At 66.7% G+C, this 14,161-nt stretch carries 11 protein-coding genes, 1 tRNA gene and 1 pseudogene; 3 read left to right on the forward strand and 10 right to left on the reverse strand.

From position 1 onward, the window contains the following. Positions 1-214 precede the first annotated feature (214 nt). From exaC to C7453_RS15470, 6 genes are all read right to left on the reverse strand, one after another. Positions 215-1,717 carry an acetaldehyde dehydrogenase ExaC gene (gene exaC / locus C7453_RS15445; RefSeq protein WP_114728626.1) on the reverse strand — a complete coding sequence of 501 codons (1,503 nt, stop codon included), beginning with the start codon at positions 1,715-1,717 and terminating at the stop codon, positions 215-217. Positions 1,718-1,965: 248 nt separating this feature from the next. After that, positions 1,966-3,540, reverse strand: coding sequence for a TolC family protein (locus C7453_RS15450; protein ID WP_114728628.1), 1,575 nt, complete (start codon positions 3,538-3,540; stop codon positions 1,966-1,968). Then, complete coding sequence (locus tag C7453_RS15455; protein WP_114728630.1) at positions 3,537-5,336, reverse strand: FUSC family protein; 1,800 nt, start codon at positions 5,334-5,336, stop codon at positions 3,537-3,539. Before C7453_RS15455 ends, C7453_RS15450 begins: the two co-directional genes overlap by 4 nt. Further along, positions 5,317-6,366 (reverse strand): multidrug transporter subunit MdtN, encoded by a 1,050-nt coding sequence (gene mdtN, locus C7453_RS15460; protein ID WP_114728632.1) that lies wholly within the window; start codon positions 6,364-6,366, stop codon positions 5,317-5,319. Before mdtN ends, C7453_RS15455 begins: the two co-directional genes overlap by 20 nt. Positions 6,367-6,368: 2 nt before the next feature. Continuing rightward, positions 6,369-6,659, reverse strand: coding sequence for a YtcA family lipoprotein (locus tag C7453_RS15465; RefSeq protein ID WP_114728634.1), 291 nt, complete (start codon positions 6,657-6,659; stop codon positions 6,369-6,371). A gap of 88 nt (positions 6,660-6,747) precedes the next feature. After that, positions 6,748-7,650 (reverse strand): LysR family transcriptional regulator, encoded by a 903-nt coding sequence (locus C7453_RS15470; RefSeq protein WP_114728636.1) that lies wholly within the window; start codon positions 7,648-7,650, stop codon positions 6,748-6,750. 155 nt (positions 7,651-7,805) lie between these two features. Here C7453_RS15470 and C7453_RS15475 point away from each other — a divergent pair, with 155 nt between their 5' ends. Next, positions 7,806-8,579 carry an SDR family oxidoreductase gene (locus C7453_RS15475; protein WP_114728638.1) on the forward strand — a complete coding sequence of 258 codons (774 nt, stop codon included), beginning with the start codon at positions 7,806-7,808 and terminating at the stop codon, positions 8,577-8,579. Between the two features lie 87 nt (positions 8,580-8,666). After that, the gene (locus tag C7453_RS15480) at positions 8,667-10,043 is read left to right on the forward strand and encodes an amino acid permease (protein ID WP_114728640.1); all 1,377 of its coding nucleotides are present in this window, start codon (positions 8,667-8,669) and stop codon (positions 10,041-10,043) included. A gap of 56 nt (positions 10,044-10,099) precedes the next feature. On the opposite strand, the gene C7453_RS15485 is transcribed toward C7453_RS15480, so the two are convergent. From C7453_RS15485 to C7453_RS19825, 4 genes and pseudogenes are all read right to left on the reverse strand, one after another. Next, entirely contained in the window at positions 10,100-10,288 is a 189-nt protein-coding gene (locus C7453_RS15485; protein WP_114728642.1) for a hypothetical protein, read from the reverse strand. Positions 10,289-10,846: 558 nt separating this feature from the next. Then, positions 10,847-10,921, reverse strand: a tRNA-Thr gene (locus tag C7453_RS15495). A gap of 109 nt (positions 10,922-11,030) precedes the next feature. Next, positions 11,031-11,444 (reverse strand): RNA polymerase-binding protein DksA, encoded by a 414-nt coding sequence (gene dksA / locus C7453_RS15500; RefSeq protein WP_114728646.1) that lies wholly within the window; start codon positions 11,442-11,444, stop codon positions 11,031-11,033. Between the two features lie 153 nt (positions 11,445-11,597). After that, positions 11,598-13,251 (reverse strand): annotated as a pseudogene (locus C7453_RS19825) (efflux transporter outer membrane subunit). Between the two features lie 134 nt (positions 13,252-13,385). Between C7453_RS19825 and C7453_RS15510 the strand changes: the two are divergent. Further along, a complete protein-coding gene (locus tag C7453_RS15510; RefSeq protein WP_114728648.1) occupies positions 13,386-14,066 on the forward strand; it encodes a TetR/AcrR family transcriptional regulator in 681 nt (226 codons plus the stop codon). Positions 14,067-14,161: the final 95 nt, after the last annotated feature.

Here is a 14,161-nt window from a genome sequence, read left to right on the forward strand (position 1 = left end):
GGGTTGCCACGGGTGGGAGGGGCGCTGTTGGGAGCGCCCGCCCGGTGATCTGGGCACCAGCCGGACTGGTGGGCTGGTGCGCGAGAGCGGCCGGACAGGCCGCGCCCGGCATGTGTCCGCGCACGCCGGAGCGGAGCGGCCTTGATGGCCGCGTCCCCCGGAGTATAGCGGACGCGCGGCGGATCGCCACCAGCGCGCCCGTCCGGTCTGGTTTTCAGAAGAAGCCGAGCTTCTTCTCGCTGTAGCTGACCAGCAGGTTTTTCGTCTGCTGGTAGTGCTCCAGCACCATCTTGTGTGTTTCACGACCGATCCCGGACTTCTTGTAGCCACCGAAGGCGGCGTGAGCCGGGTAGACGTGATAGCAGTTGATCCACACGCGTCCAGCTTCCATGCCGCGCCCCATGCGGTAGCAGGTATTCGCGTTGCGGGACCATACGCCGGAACCGAGGCCGAATTCGGTGTCGTTGGCGATGGCCAGGGCCTCTTCCTCGGTGCGGAAGGTCGTGACCGCCAGCACCGGGCCGAAGATCTCTTCCTGGAAGATGCGCATCTTGTTGTTGCCCTTGAAGACGGTGGGCTGGACGTAGAAGCCTTCCTTGAGCACGGCGCCGAGATCGGGCGTGCCGCCGCCGGTAAGCAGTTCGGCGCCCTCGTTCCGGCCGATGTCGATATAATCGAGGATCTTCTTCTGCTGCATCAGCGAGTTCTGGGCGCCCATCATGGTGGTGGGGTCCAGCGGGTTGCCCTGCTTGATCGCCTTGACGCGGGGCAGCGCGCGTTCGATGAAGCGCTCGTAGATCGATTCATGCACCAGTGCGCGGCTGGGGCAGGAGCAGATCTGGCCCTGGTTCAGCGCGAACAGGGCGAAGCCTTCGATCGCCTTGTCGAGATAGTCGTCATCGTGATCCATGACGTCGGCGAAGAAGATGTTCGGCGACTTGCCGCCCAGTTCCAGCGTGGCCGGGATCAGGTTTTCCGCCGCGGCATGGGCGATCATCTTGCCCGTGGGCGTGGAGCCGGTGAAGGCGATCTTGGCGATGCGGGTGCTGTTGGACAGCGCGGCACCGACATCGCGGCCCAGGCCGTTGACGATGTTGAGCGTGCCGGGCGGGAACAGGTCGCCGATCAGTTCCATCAGCACCAGGATGCTGGCGGGGGTGGTCTCGGCGGGCTTCATGACCACGCAATTGCCGGCGGCCAGCGCGGGGGCCAGCTTCCACGAGCCCATCAGCAGCGGGAAGTTCCAGGGGATGATCTGGCCGACCACGCCCAGGGGCTCGTGGAAATGATAGGCGATGGTGGAGTCGGTGATTTCGCTCAGCGCGCCTTCCTGGGCGCGGATACAGCCGGCGAAATAGCGGAAATGGTCGATCGCCAGCGGGATGTCGGCGTTCAGGGTCTCGCGGATCGGCTTGCCGTTGTCCCAGGTCTCGGCGCGGGCGAGCAGGTCGAGATTCTGCTCCATCCGGTCGGCGGCCTTGAGCAGGATCAGCGAACGGTCGGCGGCCGACATGTGGGCCCAGCCCTTGAACGCCTTGTGGGCGGCATCCAGCGCCAGTTCGACATCCTCGGCGGTGGATTGCGGAACTTCGCACAGCACGCTTCCGTCGACCGGCGTGATGTTGGACATGTAGGTGCCCTTGACCGGGGCAACCCATTCTCCGCCGATATAATTCTCGTAGCGTGCCTTGAAGGGGGGCTGTTCGTTGACAGACATGCGGACACTCCTTGGACTGCGACGGCCCTATCCGACAGGTGGCCGGAAAGGGAGCCGGACATCAAACAGGACCGGGCTGGTCCGGTTGTTGTATACCGCGTTATATAGACAGGGGGGCGTCCGGCAATCGGGGTGGAGGTCACATCCGCGTGAAAAATGGCACTGAGTGCCATAAATCGGCTTTAAAAAATCTTATGTAAAAATTGACTTGTTTTGAAAAGAGCAGCCCGGCCTGCACGATGCCTGCATCAGGTGCCGCCCAGTGCGCCGGTGCCGAAGGCGAGGCCGGCGGCGGCGATTAGGGTGGCGTAATAGGCGTCCGACCGGCTGATCTCGGCATCCAGCAGGCCGTTCTGTGCCAGTTGGGCCTGGGTGATCGAGCCGGTACCGCTGCGATAGGCGGTCAGGGCGGCGTCGAAGCTGGTCTGCGAGGCAGTGCGCAGGCTGGTGGCGGCGGCGTAGGCGTGCAGGCCGGTGCGGACGGCGTTTTCCGCCGCCACGATCTGCTGGATGGAGTCGTTGACCGTCTGGCGCAGGGTGGCTTCGGCGCTGTCCGACTGGTCCTGAGCCTGCTTGACGACCGCAGCGCGCAGGCCGCCGTCGAAGATCGGCACGCTGATGCCGCCGAGGACCAGGCTGCTGAAGCGGTTGGCGGAAAGATTGAGTGTGGGAGCGGAATCGCTGCCGATTCCAGGCACCGACGTGAGGTTCATCCGTCCGGTGGCGTAGGAGACGTTGCCGGTCATGAAGATGCTGGGCAGGAACGCATCGCGTGCCGCGCTGACGCGGCTGTGCGCCGCCCGCGCCGCCGCGTAGGCGGCGAGTACGTCGGGGCGCCGCGCTACCGCGCGCCTGACCATGTCCTCGCTCAGGCGGGCGTCATCCTGGTTCAGGGGGCGGCCGGAGACGTCTTCCAGACCGATCCTCGTGTCGGCGGAGACGCCTGTCGCCGTCATCAGGGCGAGATAGGTGTTTTCGTCCTCTCCTTCGGCCTGGACCAGGCGGAGGGCGACCTGGGCGGTGGCCTGCCGGGCCTGTGTCACGTCGAGGATCGTGCCCTGGCCCTGGTGCAGGCGGGCCTCGGCGGCCTGCTGGACATGCTGGGCGTTGTCCAGGGCGGTGTGCAGCAGCCTGACGCGGGCGGCGGCGGCGGCGTGGGTGTAGAAGGCGGTGGTGACGGCGTAGATCACCTTCTGATGCGCCGCCGTGAACAGGACATTGGTGGCGATCTGGGCCTGTCGCGCGGCGGCGATGGTGGCCTCGCGCCGGCCGAAATCGAACAGCAGCCATTCCAGGCCCAGCGTCTGGACCTCGCCCGCACCGGAATTGCGGGTGCCGGGACCGTTGCCAAGGGGCAGGGTGCCGTAGCCGTTGGTGTCCAGCGACGCATCGGAGGTCTGGCCGTGGCTGTGGGACCAGCCGCCGACCACCGTGGCCGTCAGGTGCGGCAGGTAGGTGCTGCGGGCGATGCCGACCGCCAGGGCCGCGTCGCGCGCCGTGTTCCAGGCGCGGCGGGTCTGGGGATTGGCGGATTGCGCGATGTCGATCAGGTCGGCCAGCGTGTAGGGCTGGGCCGTTCGTGCCGGCAGGGCGGCCGATGCGCCGCGTGTTACGGCCTCCGGGTCGGCGGGGAGGCTGTAGCCGGGCGGCAGCGTCAGGCCGCGCTTTCCGTGACCGGGGAGGATGATCGCGCCTTCCGTCGTGACATCGGGCGTCCAGGGGCGGTCGGGGCGCGGCGGGGCGGTGGCCAGTTCGGAGGTAGCGCAGCCGGCGAGCAGCAGCAGGGTCGCGGTGGTGGCGGCGGTCTGGCGGTAGCGGTTCATGAGGCGCGGACTTCTATGGCGGCGATGCGTGTGGCGGCTTCGGTACGGGTGTCGGTCAGCATGTCGGCGCCGAGGCGGGCGGCGTCGGCGAAGCCGGTCTGAAACGATGTGATCCGGTCCATTTCCGCGCGCATGTGGATCGGTTCGGCCAGGGCGTATTCCACCTGCCGTTCGCCCTGCGAGACGGCGGATTGCAGGGCCGCCACGCAGGCGGCCTGTTCCTGCCGTGTCGTGGCCGTGTGTTGGCGGTGCAGCAGGGCCACGACCGCGTGCAGCCGCCGGGCGATGCCGTCATAGGCGCTGGTGGGCCAGAAGCTGGTGAACATGGCGTAGGTGATGGCGTTGCCCAGCATGATGCCGACGATCCGGTCGCGGGCGGTGGCCATGTCGCTGGTCGGGCCGTAACCCTTGAGGTCGGTCAGGTAGAAGGCCAGGCCGATCTGGAAGCCGGCATAGGCGATCCGCTCGTCGCCCGTCTTGACCCAGGCGGCCAGCAGCGAGACCGCGAAGACCAGGATCAGGAAACCGGTGATGTCCTGAAGATGCGGCTGGACGAAGACGATGGCGGCGATGCCGATGGCGCCGCCGATCAGGGCGCCGCTGATGCGGAGTGTCAGCTTGGCGATCATCTCGCCCATCGTCGGTTGGGCGACGATGAAGCAGGTGATGATGCAGGTGTGGATGCCCGGCCAGTCGATCATTCGGAACAGCAGGTAGCTGCTCATGACGGCGGCGGTGCCTTTCACCGCGAAGCGGACATGGGCAGGGTTGGTGAAGGCATCGGGGGAGAAGAAGCCGTTTTTCTTTTCTGCTGGTGTGTCCGGCTGTTTCGGCGTCGGGTCGGGCGTGGTGAAGACGGCCAGCAGAGCGGCCATGGCGGCACAGGCCGGCCGGTCGGGGGGCGTGGCGGGTGCGGCGATGGCGGTGGGGTAGTCGCCCTCGGCAAAGATGGCGGCCATGTGCTCCAGCGTGTCGATCAGGGCCTGTGGGGGCGGGGCGTCGGGGGCGCGTGTGGCTTCGGACTCCGCCAGGGCCAGCAAGGCGACGGCGGAGTCCGCGGCCTGATGCAGGCAGGCGAGGTCGGCCGGGCGCCAGAGGCGTTCCAGGCCGGCCATGCGCAGGGATTTCGTCATGCCCGTGGCGCCTTCGCGCAGCAGGCCGGTGGCATGGGCGCGGGCTTCGGCGTCGGTGCCGCGCAGCAGGGCCGCGCTGACGCGCAGGCGGGCGGCGATGTCGTCGGTCAGGACCCGGCGCGGCGAGGGGCAGATCAGCAGGCCCAGCACCACCATCACCGCGCCGGGCACCGCCAGGAACAGGTCGGTATAGAGCAGGGAGCGGGTGACGACCTCGCCGACCGGCACCTGGTCGATGGCCACCAGCCCGTAGACCACGATCAGCCCCAGCATGTAGGCCACCGGCTTCAGCTTGCTGGCCGAGCCGAGGAAGAAGAAGCCGAACGACAGCAGGGTGATGGTGGCGACCAGCGCCATCGGGTGATCCAGCGTCAGCATGATCAGCCCGTAGATCAGCAGCAGCAGGATCAGGATCAGCACATTGACCGCGATGCCGGCGACCGCGTTGGTGACACGGTCTTTCTGCCACAGCGCCATCGTGACCAGCGCCGGCACCGCGAGATCCGGCACCTGCCAGATTTCGCCGACCAGCACCGTTGCCGTGCAGCCGGCCGCCATGCGCAGGGCGTAGCCCAGTCGGCCCGGTGTGGGGGCGTGCACCAGGCGCCAGAGGCGCGCCGGGGTCAGGGGGGCGTCGGTCATGTCAGGGACAGGCGGCGCCATGGCGGATTTCGACCGTGGCCGTGGCACCCATGCGCAGCAGAGTGGGGGCGGCGCCTTGCAGGCGGACCCGCACCGGAAAGCGCTGGGCGACATGCACCCAGTCCATCTGACGCGGTACCAGCGGCAGCGACCGTGCCAGGCCGGCGGAATCCGCCGACAGCACGCCCCAGCCGATGCTTTCCACCCGCCCCTGGATCGGGGTGCGGCGGTCGATCATCGAATAGACGGTGGCGCAATCGCCGGGGTGCACCATGGGCAGGGTGAGTTCGCGCAGGTTGGCCACTGCGTACCAGGCATCGTCGGCAATCAGGGTGAACAGCACCTGCGAGGGGGCCAGGACTTCGCCGGCCTTGACCCGCAGGCTGGTGACGTAGCCGTCGGCCGGGGCGGTGACCGTCGTCTGGCGCAGTTCGTAGCGGGCGCGGTCCAGTGCGGCCTGGCTGGCGGCCTGGGTGGCCGTGGCGCTGGCGAGGTCGCCGATCGCGACGTCGGCCGCCGCCGATTGCTGGCGGGCCTGGGACAGCGAGATTTCGGCATCGTTCCGCGCCACTTTGGCCTGGTCGTATTGCTGTAGTGGGACGTAGGCGTGGCTTGCCAATGGCGCCAGGCGCGCGACTGTCCGGTCGGTCAGGTCGCGGTTGGTCTGGGCGCGCGTCACCTGATCGCGGGCGGTGGCGGCCTGGGCGGTGCGGACGGCCAGCAGGCGGCGCTGGTTTTCCAGTTCCGCCGTGGCCAGCGCCAGGTTGGCTTCGGCCTGGCGCACGGTCAGCGCGTAGGGTTCGGGGTCGAGGCGGTAGAGCAGTTCGCCTTTATGGACATGCTGGTTCTCGTGCACCGGCAGGTCGATCAATCGGCCGCCGACGACGGAGGCGACATGCACCAGTTCGGCGTCGATGGCGGCGCTGTCGGTGGATGGATAGGAATCGTCCTGATAGGCGACATACAGGCCAGCGAGCGTGGCGGCACCGATGCAGACCACGGCGATGAGGATGCCGATGCGGCTTTTGCCGCCCATGCGTACCCGCCCCATGCTCATGGCCCGAACGCCAGCGCCCACAGGGCGAGGGCAGCCAGGGTGCCCAGGGCGACGTAGGTGAACAGCCGGAAACTGAGCAGGGCGTCGATGCCGGTCAGCAGGAAGACCACGCGCAGTCCGACGGCCACCGCCACGCCTGTCAGCGCGCACAGCATCCAGGCCGGGAAATAGGCGCCGACGATGGGGAAGGAGGGGGCGCCGTGCAGCGCGCATCCGTTCAGGGCGAGGAGGGGGAGCAGGGTTGTTCTTTTCGAGGAGAAAAAGAAGCAAAAAGACTTTTGTCTCATTGGGCTCCGAGTGGGCTGTCAGGATTCCATCATTAACCTTTTAGAAGGTTTTTCCGGCTCTTTTTTTCAAAAAAACAGAAAAATGCGCTCAACTGCGTAAAAGCGGCGCCATCAGGCCGGACAGCCAGTCGGCGAACACCCGCACCCGGCGCGCGGCGTGGCGGCGATGGGGATGCAGCAGCGTGAGCGGCATGGGCTCGGCCCGCCAGTCCGGTAGCAGGTCGACCAGCGCGCCGGAGCGCAGATGGTCCTGCACGTCGAAAGCCGGCACCTGGATCATGCCCAGCCCGGCGAGGCAGCAGGCGATCAGGGCTTCGGCGCCGTTGACGGTGACGCGGCCGGGCAGGGTGAGGGTACGTAGCGTGCCGTCCTGGAGCCATTCCCAGGGCTCGACCCGCCCGCTGGCGGGCGAGGCGTAGCGCACGGCCTGGTGGGCCGGCAGGTCGTCCGGGTGGCGGGGCATGCCGTGCCGGGCCAGATAGGCCGGGCTGGCGAGGTTGAGCAGGCGGAATTCGCCCATGCGGCGGGCGATCAGGGCGGAATCATGGATCGGGCCGACGCGGAGCGCGCAGTCGGTGCCGTCTTCGATCAGGTTCACGGCGCGGTCGGTCACGCCCAGTTCGATGGTGATGTCGGGGTAACGGGCGAGGAAGTCGGGCAGGGCGGGGGCGACGACCAGCCGACCGATGCGGCCGGGCATGTCCACCCGCAGCGCGCCGCGCGGCCCGGCGGGATCGCGGCGGAACTGGCTTTCCGCTTCCTCGATGTCCGCCACCAGGCGGACGCATTGTTCGTAGAAGGTCGCGCCGTCGGGCGTGGGGGCGACGCGGCGGGTGGTGCGGGCCAGCAGGCGGGTGCCCAGCCGGGCCTCCAGGTCCTGGATCGCGGTCGAGACCGTCGAGCGCGGCAGGTCCAGAGTGGCGGCGGCGTGGGTGAAACTGGCGCTTTCCACCACGCGGGCAAAGATGCGGAACAGGTCGATGCGGTCCATCGCTTCCCTCGAAACCCTCGCGGCATGGGGTGTTTGTTCGGATTCTACGACATGTGTTGTTCGAAAACGCAAATTTATCCGCGTTTTTGGAATGATATCGTGGCCTGCATGATCTCCCGCATCCGGCGGGGGAGGGACGGGAAGGAGCCATCGAGATGGCCGATCACAGCATCAGTGGGAAGACGGTCCTGATTGCCGGCGGGGCGAAGAATCTGGGTGGACTGATCGCGCGCGACCTGGCGGCGGCCGGCGCGAAGGCGATTGCGATCCATTACAACAGCGATTCCTCGCGGCCGGACGCCGAGCGGACGCTGGCCGATATTCGCGCGGCGGGTGCCGAGGCGGTGGCCTTTCAGGCCGACCTGACCACGGCCGGGGCCTGTGCCGGGCTGTTCGCCGATACGGTGGGTGCGATCGGCCGGCCGGATATCGCGATCAATACCGTGGGCAAGGTGTTGAAGAAGCCAATCGTCGAGACCACCGAGGCTGAATTCGACGCGATGGCGGCGATCAATTCCAAGGCGGCCTACTTCTTCATCAAGGAAGCGGGGCTGTATCTGAAGGACAACGGCAAGCTGGTAACGCTGGTGACGTCGCTGCTGGGGGCCTACACGCCGTTCTATTCGACCTATGCCGGGGCCAAGGCGCCGGTGGAGCATTATACCCGCGCCGCCTCGAAGGAATTCGGCGCGCGGGGGATTTCGGTCAACGCGGTCGGGCCGGGGCCGATGGATACGCCGTTCTTCTATGGGCAGGAGGCGCCGGAGGCCGTGGCCTATCACAAGCAGGCGGCGGCGCTCTCGGCTTTCAGCCCCACGGGCCTGACCGAGATCGAGGACGTGGCGCCGTTCATCCGTTTCCTGGTTTCTGACGGCTGGTGGATCACCGGCCAGACCATCCTGATCAATGGTGGATACACGACCAAGTAATCGGGCCGGCCGACAGGTCGTTCCTTCCGCGATCCGGCTTTGCGCCGGCTGGGGCCGTGTCTATGGTGACGGTCCGGGCGGCGCGGCATGGCGCCGCCCCTGTTCGTTTCGGGGGGACGGTTCTTGGGTCTGAAGCAGCGCCATATTCTGTTCATGGCATTGGGCGGGTCGGTCGGGGCCGGATTGTTCCTCGGCTCCGGCGGGGCGATCCAGCAGGCGGGAACGTCGGTGCTGCTGGCCTATGTGCTGTGTGGGATCGTCGTGTTCCTGATCGGTCGGGCGGCGGCGGAACTGGCGCTGTCCGACCGCGAGGGGCGGACGCTGAACGCCTTCGTGGGGCGGTATCTGGGCGCGCGGATGGAATTCCTGGTCGGCTGGAGCTACTGGCTGATCTGGACGCTGGTGTGCATTTCCGAAATTACCGCCGCAGGCATCTTCGTGCGGCATTGGATGCCGGACGTGCCGCAATGGGCGGTCGCCGCCGTGCTGGGAGGGGTGCTGCTGGCCGTGGGCTCGCGCGCGGTGGCCACCTTCGGCGAAATGGAATTCTGGCTGGCCATCATCAAGATCTGGGCCATCCTGGCGCTGATCGGCTGCGGACTGGTTACGATCCTGGGGCATGTCGGGCCGGGGGGCGCACATGCCTCCTTCGGTCATCTGTGGGATGCGGGGGTGATGCTGCCGCATGGCATGGCGGGGTTTGCCGCCATCCTGCCGATGGCGCTGTTCGCCTTCGGCGGCACCGAGATCATCGCGCTGACGGCGGCGGAGACCGATGACGCCGTGCGTGTGCTGCCGCGCGTGATCAACGGCATCGTCGGGCGCATCATCGTTTTCTATGTAGGCAGCCTGGCCGTGATCATGGCGATCGTGCCGTGGGGCGAGGCGGATGCCACGCACAGCCCGTTCGTGCTGGCCTTCCAGCATATGGGGCTGCCGATGGCAGGTGAGGCGATCAATGGCGTCATGGCGCTGGCGGCGCTGTCGTCCTGCAATGCCGGGCTGTATGCCACCAGTCGGACGCTGGCGTCGCTGTCCGAAAGTGGCATGGCCTCGGCGCGGCTACGCGAGCGCTCGGCGTCGGGGGTGCCTGCGATGGCGTTTGCGGCTTCGTTCGCGACTGTGCTGGCTGGCGTAGTGCTGAATTATTTCCTGCCCGATCGGCTGTTCGGTTACGCGATCCAGGGGGTGGCGTTTCTGCTGATTTTCGTCTGGGCGTCGATCATGGTGGCGCATCTGGCCTATCGGCGTAGTGCGGATGGCGCGCGCAGGGTGGTGGCGGCGCTGCCGGGGGCGCCGGTCAGCAATTGGCTGGCCATCGCTTTCCTGCTGGCGATCGGGCTGGATATCGTCTGGGCCGGGCGGTTGTATGTGCCGTTCCTGCTGGATGCGGCGTGGCTGACGGTGCTGGTGCTGCTGCATGGCCGGCTGTCGGCGCGGCAGGCCGGGGCCTCGGTGGTGTGAGGCCATCGGCGGAATATGACGGCCTGTGAGCCTTGTGTCGGGTGCTGCCCCCGGCTTTACGCGCCGGTCGTGACCGCGGCCAGCACGGCTTTTACCAAGGCTTCCATGTCCACGTGGCCGTCGATCGTCACGTCCGTCGGCCAGCCTTCGAAGCCGACGGTCGGAGCGGCAGCCCCCTCGGCAGCCTGACGGCTCAATTCTGCCCGTGCCGCGCCCATGGCGCGGGCCATCGTCAATATGTCCATGGATGGGTTTTCCCTCACGTTGGAGCCATGTGCAATCCTTGGCCGTGGATCTGCCGTGGCCTACCGGGATGTCGGTTGGGCATGTCGCCGTGGTCGACGACGATCACGCCTGGCGCGAATGCGCTATTTGGGGATGGCCGGGGAAGGAAGATGGGGATGAAGCGCTGGATTGCGTTGTGCGTGGCTGTCGTGGCGCTCGCAGGCTGCGGTCATCAACCTCGGCATGAGCATGAGGAAACGCCTGCATGCATGGAATATCGCTCGATGATGACTGCACCCATGCCACCGGATGCCATGAGACGGTTGCAGGAGCGTTGTGCGGCCAGCAGGCGAGCGTGGTAATCGCCGTTTCTATCGTATGAAGCCGTGTGCGCTGTCCGGCATATCGTCGTCCGACATATGCAGGGAAGGACGGCGCATATGCATGATAACAGGGCGCCTGAGGGCGATCCTGGTCCAGGCTGGCTCAAGCGCATTGCGGATACGCAGCCCGTGCTTTCTGGACCACGCGGGCCAGAACAGAGCCGGATGGCTATCGGATAAAATATAGGGAAATCATGGTGCTGCTGGACAGGATTGAACTGTCGACCTCTCCCTTACCAAGGGAGTGCTCTACCACTGAGCTACAGCAGCAACGGGGTGGGCGGTTCCTACCGCCTCCGGGGGAGCGTTGCAAGCCCCCTTGGCGAGAAAACATGACCGGGTGGGTTTGTCGCCGGTCATGCCTCTCGCCGAAGCGCGGTCAGTCGTCGCGGTGGATCTTTTCCATGCGCTCGTGGCGCTCCTGCGCCTCGATCGACAGGGTGGCGATCGGGCGGGCTTCCAGGCGCTTCAGGCCGATCGGCTCGCCAGTTTCCTCGCAATAGCCGTACGATCCGTTCTCGATTCGCAGCAGCGCCTGATTGATCTTGGAAATCAGCTTGCGGGCCCGGTCGCGGGTGCGCAGTTCCAGCGCGCGGTCGGTCTCGACGCTGGCGCGATCGGTGATGTCGGCTTCGTGAATCCCGCCTTCCGAGAGGCTGGCCAGGGTCTCGTCCGCCTCCTTCAGGAGGTCGGCGCGCCATTTCAGGAGCTTCTGGCGGAAATATTCCACCTGAAGCGGATTCATGAACTCCTCGGATTCCGAGGGCTGGTAATCGGGGGGCAGTGTGATCATGGTGCGCGTCCTTGAATTTCGCCCCGGGACGAGATTATCGCCCGACAGGGACCCGCCGCGAAACGGGCGGCTTATACGCTGGCCTCCGCCATCCGCCAAGCCTGAAGCCGCCCGGATTCGTCTGGAAAAGCGGGTTTCGAATCGGAGTTCCCCTTACGCCGGCCCGTGGGGCGCGGCCTGGGCGACCGCGCGCGGGGCCGTGGCCGAGGGCGTCGCGTCTGGGAACGTGGTCTCCCATCCGCCGCCCAGAGCGGAATAAAGTTGCACAAGGTCGGTCGACAGGGTGGCCGTGCTGCTGGCCAGGTCGGTCTGTGCACCGAGGATGCGGCGCTCGGCATCCAGCACCGTCAGGAATGTCACCATGCCGTGACGATATTGGTCGCGGGCCAAGTCCAGTCCGCGCTGATCGGCCGCGACTTCGCGCGCCAGGCTGTCGCGGCGCATCTGTTCGTCGCGATAGGCGGTCAGGGCGTTATCGACCTCGTGCCACGCGCCCAGAACCGTCTGGCGGTAGGAAATCGCGGCTTCCTGCTGGGCCGATTTGCGCAGTTCGAGCTGCCCGCGCAGCCGGCCGCCCTGGAAGATCGGCAGGGTGATCGAGGGGCCAACATTCCAGGCCCGCGCGTTCCAGAACCCCAGGTCGCGGAACGACAGGGACTGGAAGCCGAAGCCGGCGTCGATGGTCACGCGGGGGTAGAATTCGGCGACCGCCTCGCCGACCTGCGCTGTGGCGGCGTGGAGTTGGGCCTCGGCCTGGCGGATGTCGGGGCGGCGGCGGGCCAGTTCGGAGGGCACGCCGGCCGGGACGCGCGGGGGGCACCGGCGGGATGGCTTCGGCCTTGAGCAGTTCGCCGGCCAGGGCGGCCGGCGGTTCGCCCAGCAGCAGGCTGAGCGCGTTGACCTGCAAGGCGATCTGCTGCTCGGTCTGCGGGATACGCGCCGTTGTGGCATCAAGCTGGGATTGCGCGCTTTCCACGTCCAGTTCGCTGACCAGTCCGGCCTGGTTGCGCTGGCGGCTGAGTTCCAGCGTGCGGGCTGCGGTGTCGCGATTATCCAGCAGGATGTGCAACTGGGTCTGTGCCTCGCGCAGGGCCATGTAGTCGCGGGCGAGTTCGGCCATGCGGGCGGTCAGCACGCCGCGTCGTTCCTCGTCTGAAGCCTGCATGTCGGCTCCGGCGGCTTCGTACTGCCGGCGGACGCGGCCCCACAGATCGACCTCCCATGTGGCGTCGATACTGTCCTTCCACTGGTCGAAGAGGGGGATCGAGAGGTGGCCCGACTCGTCGGCCAGGCTGGCGCCGCCCAACTGTCCGCCGAGGGCCTGCTGGACCTGCGGGGTCTTGCCCACGTCACTGACGATGCGTTGCAGCATCTTGGTGCTGTATTGCGCGCGGGTATACGACCCGGCGGCGCTGAGGCCCGGATAGCGTTCGGCACCGGCAATGCGGAGCTGAGCGCGGCTCTGCGCCAGTCGGGCGGTGGAGATGGCGACCGACAGGTTCTGCGACGCCACGCGGCGCTCCAGCGCCGACAGTTCGGCATCGTGGAACACATCCCACCATGCGGGGTCGGGCGCCGCGTCGGAAATATCGCTGGTGACCGGGCCGGTTGCGGGGCCGGTCGGCGGCGTGGCACCCGGCCCGGCCCAGTGCGGAGGCGTCCAGGTCGCGGGCTTGTGGAAATCGGGCCCGACCGCGCAACCGCCGGCCAGCGCAGACAAACCGATGATGGCGGCCCGCCAAGAATATCCCTTATGCACCAGACGGTCCCCTGCTTCCCCCGGTCCCGCCAGCGGTCCTATCGACATGACGGGAGGCAATATGACATCATCAAGAATAATGACCGACCGGTTCGGTCATTGCCGATACCCTATCGGCTTTCCCCGTCTGGTCAATCCGTCCGGACCGGAAAGCAATGGTCGCCGGAGGTTCAGTACGCACCATGTCAGCCGTTCAGTCGCCCAACGTGCCGGTTCTGCCGGGGATTTCCAGCGCGAAGCGGCGGCAGATCATGGATGGCGCGGCCCGCATCTTTGCCGAGCACGGATACGAGGGGGCCAGCATGTCGCAGATCGCGCGGGATGCCGGGGTCTCCAAAGGGACGCTCTATAACTACTATGACAGCAAGGCGAGTCTGTTCGCGGCCTTTATCGAGGAATGTGCGTGCGAGAAGCTGCCTAAGCTGTTCGAGACGATCGGGGAGGCGCAGAGCCCCGAGGCCACGCTGGAGGGCATCGCCACCGCGATGATCCGGCTGACCACTTCGCCGCTGTCGCTGATGCTGAACCGCATCGTGATTTCGGAAGCCGCGACGTTTCCACACCTGGCCGAAACGTTCTGGCAGGTGGGCCCGTGCAAGGCAGTGGGAATTCTGGCTGACTGGCTGCGCGCACGGACCAGCGAGGGTATTCTGGACGTACCCGATCCGGAGCTGGCGGCGGAACTGTTCTATGCCCTGTGCCAGACGCGGATTACCTGGCGCAAACGTCTGCAACTGCCGGTGGACGCCGACCCCGCCCATATCGCGATGATCGCGCGGACGGTGACGCGGATGTTCCTCAACACGTTCCAGGTCGGCAAGGGGCCGCCGGTGCCGGAACCGGTTCGTGATGAAGCGGTTTGACTTAGTGACTGTTTGGAAAGTCAGAAATTAGCTTGAAATCATGAGTTATACCAAGGCCATTTGGTCAGATTTTTTCATGTAACCAAATGTATCTT

Source organism: Gluconacetobacter liquefaciens, from assembly GCF_003350405.1.
GTDB classification, from domain to species: Bacteria; Pseudomonadota; Alphaproteobacteria; order Acetobacterales; family Acetobacteraceae; genus Gluconacetobacter; species Gluconacetobacter liquefaciens.